Annotated in this window: 5 protein-coding genes and 1 pseudogene; 1 reads left to right on the forward strand and 5 read right to left on the reverse strand. The window is 64.7% G+C overall.

Going from position 1 to position 6722, the window contains the following annotated elements:
• The first annotated feature begins 149 nt into the window (after positions 1-149).
• Positions 150-1022 carry a helix-turn-helix domain-containing protein gene (locus tag E8E78_RS13035; protein WP_280315079.1) on the forward strand — a complete coding sequence of 291 codons (873 nt, stop codon included), beginning with the start codon at positions 150-152 and terminating at the stop codon, positions 1020-1022.
• A gap of 121 nt (positions 1023-1143) precedes the next feature.
• Here E8E78_RS13035 and E8E78_RS13040 read toward each other — a convergent pair whose 3' ends face one another.
• The 5 genes and pseudogenes from E8E78_RS13040 to E8E78_RS13060 form a co-directional block, all read right to left on the reverse strand.
• Positions 1144-1917, reverse strand: coding sequence for an IclR family transcriptional regulator (locus E8E78_RS13040; RefSeq protein ID WP_061202811.1), 774 nt, complete (start codon positions 1915-1917; stop codon positions 1144-1146).
• Between the two features lie 68 nt (positions 1918-1985).
• The gene (locus tag E8E78_RS13045) at positions 1986-3440 is read right to left on the reverse strand and encodes an amidase (RefSeq protein WP_280315077.1); all 1455 of its coding nucleotides are present in this window, start codon (positions 3438-3440) and stop codon (positions 1986-1988) included.
• Complete coding sequence (locus tag E8E78_RS13050) at positions 3437-4747, reverse strand: citrate-proton symporter (protein WP_280315076.1); 1311 nt, start codon at positions 4745-4747, stop codon at positions 3437-3439. Before E8E78_RS13050 ends, E8E78_RS13045 begins: the two co-directional genes overlap by 4 nt.
• A gap of 83 nt (positions 4748-4830) precedes the next feature.
• Positions 4831-6006 (reverse strand): M20 aminoacylase family protein, encoded by a 1176-nt coding sequence (locus E8E78_RS13055; RefSeq protein WP_280315074.1) that lies wholly within the window; start codon positions 6004-6006, stop codon positions 4831-4833.
• Positions 5973-6722, reverse strand: a pseudogene (locus tag E8E78_RS13060) (hypothetical protein); the annotation flags it as partial. The pseudogene E8E78_RS13060 and the gene E8E78_RS13055, both read right to left, overlap by 34 nt.

Here is a 6722-nt window from a genome sequence, read left to right on the forward strand (position 1 = left end):
GGCCACAGCCTAGGGCCGGCAGGCACACCGGCAGAATGGACAAAACCTGCAACCAGCCCCACATTCCCGACAATTTTCGCCCTGCCGCCTGAAGCCTGCAGGCAGCTGTGGCACAGTAGCCAGGTACCGAACAGAACAATCACAACAACATGAACAAGATCCCCAACTACGCCCTGTACGGTGAAACCGCACAACCGGTGTGGCACGAAGCCCTGCATGTGGAGCAGATCTCCCAGCGGTCTGGCGCACACAACTGGGAAATAGCCGCGCACCGTCATGAAGGCTTGCTGCAGCTGCTGTACCTGCAGAGCGGCGGCGGTGAAGTGCTGTTCGACAGTGACCGGCTTCAGGTACAGGCACCCTGCGTGGTCTATGTACCGGCGCAAGTGGTGCATGGTTTCCATTGGGCCGGCCAGGTCGAGGGCCTGGTGATCACCGCCGCCCAGCACCCGCTGGAAAGCATTACCCAGGTGCTCGCACCCAACCTGCTGGCGCAGGTGCGCAAACCACAGGTGATCGCCCTGCCGTCGTGGGCAGCCGACGAAGACCCGTTGCTGCCGCTGTGCATGGCCTTGCGCGAGGAGTACCACAACCGCGCCCGTGAGCATGTGGCCAGCAGCATGGCGCTGTTGCTGACGTTGCTGATTCAGGTGCTGCGCCATGAACCGCACCTGCCCCACGGTGGGCAGCGCCCAGTGTCAAGGCGCAGCCAGCAGTTGACCGCTTTCCGTGAATTGGTGGACATGTATTACCGCGCGCACTGGCCACTGGCGGACTACGCCGCCGAGCTGGGCATGACCCTGGCGACCCTGGGGCGGTTGTGCCAGGAGCACCTCGGCATGACGCCCATGAACGTGATCAATGCCCGGCTGGTGCTGGAGGCCAAGCGCATGCTTGGGCATTCGAGCCTGAGTGTGAAAGAGATCGCCCATGAGCTGGGGTTTGCCGATGTGGGGTATTTCAGCCGGTTCTTTCGCAAGCATGCGGGGGTGAGCCCTAGCGGGTTTCGCGAGGGCCAGTAACATCTGCCGGCTTTTGCTGTGGCCTGCACTGGCCTCTTCGCAGCACAAGGCTGCTCCTACAGGTATCGCGTGCTCACATAGGAGCAGCCTTGTGCTCCGAAGAGGCCGGCACAGGTCAGCACTAGACCGCCAAGGCCCGCTGCACCTCGCCTACCGTGGTCGCCAGGCTGCTCAGGTGCAAATTCATTACTCGCTCAACCGGCGCCTGATCGAGCGGCCAGTGCAAGGCAATGCTCCCGGCCAGGCGCCCTTCGGCATGCACCGGCAGCGCAATGGCGCGGATCAGGAATGGCAAACGCACCGGGTACTCCCAGTACCCTTCGGTCCGCTGGCCAAAGCCCTTGTGCGCGTCTTCTTCGATGTTGCGCAGCACCGCGTCATCGCGCAGCCGCTCATGGGCCGCCAGGCGTTGCACTTCATCGACCGCCAGCTCACCCAGGCAGGCCCGCCCCATCGCCGAGTGAAACAGGCTGGCATGGTGGCCGACGATCTGGCAGGTATGCGGGTACCGCTTGCGCAATACCTGAGGGATGGCGCTTTCCATCACCTCCAGCCGCTCGCCGTCGAAACACGACAGGTCCACCACCAGCCCGGTGCGCTCGCTCAGGTCCAGCAGCATTGGTGCAGCACTTTCCACCAGGCGCCGCTTGAAGCGCATCTGCCGGTCACCGAACAACCGCCGCGCGCACAGGCGATAGCGCCGGTCGCTGAGGCCACGGTAGACCCAGCCCTGCTCCTGCAAGGTGGCCAGCATGCGCGAGGCCGTGGCCTTGGGCAGGCCGGTAAGGTAATGCAGTTCTTCCAGGCCCAACGCCTGGTGCTCGCCCAGCAGGTCGACAATGGCCAGCGCCCGCTCCACCGAACGCACGCCGCCACTGTCTGCCGTAATGCCCATGGGTATGACCTCCCTGTAGCTGGATGGTCAGCATAGCCAGCAAGAACCGCGCCTGCCCAATGCTTTCATCAGGCCTGCAGGCACGGTGGCGGGCGCCGCTCAACCCACCTGGTCAGCTGTTCATGGGCGTATGCCAGTTGCAACACCGCATGATCGGCCTGGGCCGGGCCTATGATTTGCAGGCCCATGGGCAAACCGTCGCTGTTGAAGCCGACCGGCACACTGATGCTCGGCAAGCCGGCCAGGGTCGGCCCGATCACCACCTCCATCCAGCGATGGTAGGTGTCCATCGCCCGGCCCCCGACGGACGTTGGCCACGCCAGTTTTGCATCGAAAGGGAACACCTGGGCCGACGGCAACAGCAGGTAGTCGTAACGTTCGAACAGGTTGGCCAAGGCGCGGTACCAGTCGCTGCGGTCCAGCGAGGCCTGGTACAGCGAGGCCGCGCTCAGCTGCAAGGCGCCCTCTACCTCCCACTGTGCTTCGGGCTTGAGCAAGGCGCGCCTGGCTGGGTCGGCATAGGCCGCGCCAAGGTTGCCGTGCACCAGGAAGTGGCGGTGGGTGAGCCAGCATTGCCACAAGCGAGCTGGGTCGAATGCCGGTTGGCAAGCCTCGACCCGGCAGCCCAGTTCGGCGAAATCGGCCAACGCTGCTTCACACAGGCCCAACACCCCCTCATCCATCGGCAGGTAGCCGTTGTAGTCACCCAGCCAGCCAACCCGCACACCCCGAAAATCGCGGTGCAGCCCTGCGGCGAAATCGCGTCGGCCCTCGCTCAGCGACAGCGGCACTCGTGCATCAACGCCTGCCTGGGTCGACAACAGCCGCGCCACATCCACCACACTGCGCCCCATCGGCCCTTCGGTAGCCAGCTGCTGCACGAACAGTTCGGGTGCCGGACCATGGGGCACACGGCCCTGCGACGGGCGCAGGCCGAACACATTGTTGAACGCCGCCGGGTTGCGCAGCGACCCCATCATGTCGCTGCCGTCGGCCACCGGCAGCAGGCGCATGGCCAGCGCCGCTGCAGCCCCGCCACTGCTGCCGCCGGCCACCCGATGCGGGTCGTAGGCATTGGTGGTGGTACCGAACAGGGTGTTATAGGTTTGCGAACCGAGGCCGAACTCCGGCACGTTGCTTTTGCCAACGATCAGCGCCCCGCTCGCCCGCACCCGCGCCACGCTGATGGCGTCATGCTCGGGTACCTGTTCGGCGAACAACGGCGAGCCCAGGGTGGTGCGCAAACCGGCAGTGGCAGCCAGGTCCTTGATCGCCTGTGGCATGCCGTGCATCCAGCCGCGGGAATGGCCTCGCGTCAGCTCACGGTCACGCTCATCGGCCTCGGCCAACACCGCCTCGGCCGGGCGCAGCGACACCAGTGCGTTGACCTGTGGGTTGCAGCGCTCGATGTGCGCGAGATAAGCCTGCATCACCTCCCGGCACGATACCTGCCGGGCATGGATGGCCTGGGACAAAGCTTGGGCATCAAGGGCAACGATGGGGTCGATGGCTAACGGCTTCACGGTTTTACTCCAAGGTTGAAAGTGGCAGGCTTGCCCGCCCGGGGTGCCTCTTTCAGGCAATAGGTACCCAGCAGCGTCAGCAGGCAGGCGAACAGCACGTAGAACGACGGTGCCACCGGGGTAGCGAGCACCTTGGTAAGCCAGGTGACGATCAACGGGGCAAAGCCGCCAAACACCATCACCGCTACGTTATAGGCCACCGAGACACCCGTGGAGCGCACCTCGACCGGGAACTGCTCGGCCAGGGCGGTCGGGGCCGGGCCAAAGAAGCCGCCGATGGCCGTGCACAGCAGTAGTTGCATCACCAGCAGGCGCTCCAGCGAAGGCGCAGCGGCCACCCACACATACAGTGGGTACACCATCACGAAAAAGGCCAGGGTGAAAGCCATCAGCACCGGGCGCCGCCCCACCCGGTCAGACAAAGCCCCTGCCAGAGGAATGACCACGGTCATCAGCCCCACGGCCAGCATCTGCACCAGCAGCACCTGGTCCAGCGGCAGCCCGAGGCTCTTGTGGGCGAAGGTCGGCATGTTCACCAGCACCACGTAGAACGACACCGTCGCGCCACAGGCCAGCCCCATCGACACCAGCAGGCTGCGCCGATGTTCACGCAATACCTGCCACAGGGTGGGCGACTGGCCCTTGGCCTGGCGGCGCGCCTCGACGAACTCCTCGGGCTCTTCCATGTGCTTGCGTATCCACAACCCGACCGGGCCGATCAGCAGGCCCAGCACGAACGGGATGCGCCAGCCCCAGCTGTCCAGCGCCTCAGGCGAGCACAGGTGGGTAACCAGTGCCACCATCGCCGCCCCGGAAAACACCGCCAGGCACTGCCCTACCAATTGCCACGAGCCATACAGGCCCTTGCGGTGTGCAGGCGCGCTCTCCACCAGAAACGCCGTGGCGCTGGCGTACTCGCCACCGGTGGCAAACCCTTGCAGCATGCGCGCCACCACGATCAGCAGCGGCGCGGCCATGCCGATGGCCAGGTAGTCGGGGGCAAACGCGATCATGGCGATCGACACAGTCATCAGGCGGATGATCATCTGCATCGCCGCCTTGCGGCCCTTGCGATCGGAATACATGCCCAGCAACACGCCACCCACCGGGCGCATGAAAAAGCCGACGCCAAAGGTCGCCAGGGCCATCAGCAGCGAAGCGTACTCGTCGTCGGACGGGAAAAACTGCCGGGCGATGATGCTGGCCAGAAAGCCGTAAACAATAAAGTCGTACCACTCCAGGGCGTTGCCGATAACGGCGGCGACCACTTGCCGGGTTCGCGACACGCCGGTGCTCGAAATCTGCATAGGGAACACTCCACACAATGATTGGGTGATCGCCCAGGCGCGGTCGCGCCCGGGTTCCAGCGGCAGTCGTCAAAAAGGAAAGGTCAGGCGGGCGCGAGCCAGCGCTCTGCCAGCGCGCCCCAGTAGGCGGCACCAGTCAGCAGGATGTCGTCGTTGAAGTCGTAGGCCGGGTTATGCACCATCGGCCGCGATACACCATTGCCGATGAACAGGTAGGCGCCCGGGCAGCGCTGCAGCATCCAGGCGAAGTCCTCGCTGCCCATTAGCTTGCGGGTGTTGCCATCCACCGCCTCGGCACCGAGCAACTCCACCCCCACCTGCGTGGCGAAGGCGTTTTCTGCGGCATGGTTGACCAGCACCGGGTAGGCCGGGCGGTGCTCGATGCTGGCACGGCAACCAAAGCTTTCGGCCTGGCTGACGATAATTGCCCGCACCCGCTCCAGGGTCTGCGCCCGCACCTCGGCGTTCAGCGCACGCAGGCTAAGGCGTAACAGCGCCTGTTGCGGAATCACGTTGGCCGCTTCGCCGGCCTGCAGGGCGCCGACGGTGACCACCGCAGCCTCCTGCGCATCGATGTTGCGCGCCACCACGGTTTGCAGCGCCATCACCACACTGGCCGCTGCCACCAGCGGGTCTACGGTCAGGTGCGGCATCGAGCCATGGCCGCCCACCCCGTCGAGGGTCACCGTGAGCAGGTCTTGCGAGGCCATCATCGGCCCCTCGCGAAAACAAAGATGCCCGGCCGGCAGCCCGGGCATGTTGTGCATGCCGAACAGCGCATCGCAGGGGAAGCGTTCCAGCAGGCCGTCGGCCAGCATCGCCTCGGCACCGCCTTGGCCCTCCTCGGCCGGCTGGAAGATCAGCGTCAGCGTGCCGTCGAACTGCCGGGTTGCCGCCAGGTAGCGCGCAGCGCCCAGCAGCATGGTGGTGTGCCCGTCATGGCCGCAGGCGTGCATGCAACCTTGGTGCTGGCTGCTGTAGGCCGCGCCCGTTGCTTCGTGGATGGGCAGCGCGTCCATGTCGGCGCGCAAGCCCAGCCGGCGTGTACTGCTGCCATTGCGCAGCACACCGACCACACCGGTCTTGCCGATGCCGGTGTGCACTTCATAGCCCCACGCCTCGAGCAGCCGGGCGACCAGCGCCGAGGTGCGGCTTTCTTCAAAACCCAGTTCCGGGTGGGCGTGGATATCGTGACGGATCGCGTGCAGGTCGCTGGCCACATCGTTCAGCCAGGCCAGGATGTGCTGATGTCGGGACATGTAGAGTCTCCTCGCGCGGGTGGTTTCCCGTTCTTGTTGTTCGCCTTGAGGTCACGACGGGTAAGGCAGGTCGTGCTTGGCTGACAGATAAGCGCGAGGAGAGATGAAGCACAATCGAATCTGGTTTCACACTGTGGAACCGAAAGCATCGAGGAGAACTGGCCCCAGCAAACCTCGCGGTGCAGGCCATCGCGTTCCCTGTCACTGCTGACCTGGCCATAGAGGTTCAGCTGGTGGAGGTGCCCGCTACCGTAATACAGGTGATTGACCTTGCGGCCATCCGGCAGGCTCAGCATGGTCAGGTTGCTGAGTGGGTCGTACTCGTAGCCCAGCGTGCCATCGAGTGTGATTTCTTTGGTCAGCCGGCGTTCGTCATAGCGGTAGTACGTGCTCTTGCCCGAGCAGTCCTGATAACGCTCGACCTGGGCCAGGGTGTTCCACCACAGGTACTTGGACTTGTAGGTCGCATCGATGATGGTGTGCGGCAGGCCGTCATCGCTGTTCAGGTACTCGGTCATCTGACCGAGGGCATCGATTTCGGCGAGCAGGTTGCCCTTGTCGTCGTAGCGCGCCTGCCAGGTGCTGCCATCCGGGTAGCTGACTTTGGTCACCAGCGTAGTCAGGTGGTGGTACTCGTACTGGATCTTGCGCCCCAGTGGATCGGTTTCTTCCAGCAGGCGGGCGTATTCATCGTACTTGAAGGCGAGCCGGTTGCC

Origin of the sequence: Pseudomonas sp. BN505, assembly GCF_029873175.1 — a bacterium.
GTDB lineage: Bacteria > Pseudomonadota > Gammaproteobacteria > Pseudomonadales > Pseudomonadaceae > Aquipseudomonas > Aquipseudomonas putida.

Bases quoted from the DNA above. Each gene is read 5' to 3' on its own strand.
- E8E78_RS13035 (WP_280315079.1), top strand. From the start codon at position 150: ATGAACAAGATCCCCAACTACGCCCTGTACGGTGAAACCGCACAACCG.
- E8E78_RS13055 (WP_280315074.1), bottom strand. From the start codon at position 6,006: ATGTCCCGACATCAGCACATCCTGGCCTGGCTGAACGATGTGGCCAGC.
- E8E78_RS13050 (WP_280315076.1), bottom strand. From the start codon at position 4,747: ATGCAGATTTCGAGCACCGGCGTGTCGCGAACCCGGCAAGTGGTCGCC.
- E8E78_RS13040 (WP_061202811.1), bottom strand. From the start codon at position 1,917: ATGGGCATTACGGCAGACAGTGGCGGCGTGCGTTCGGTGGAGCGGGCG.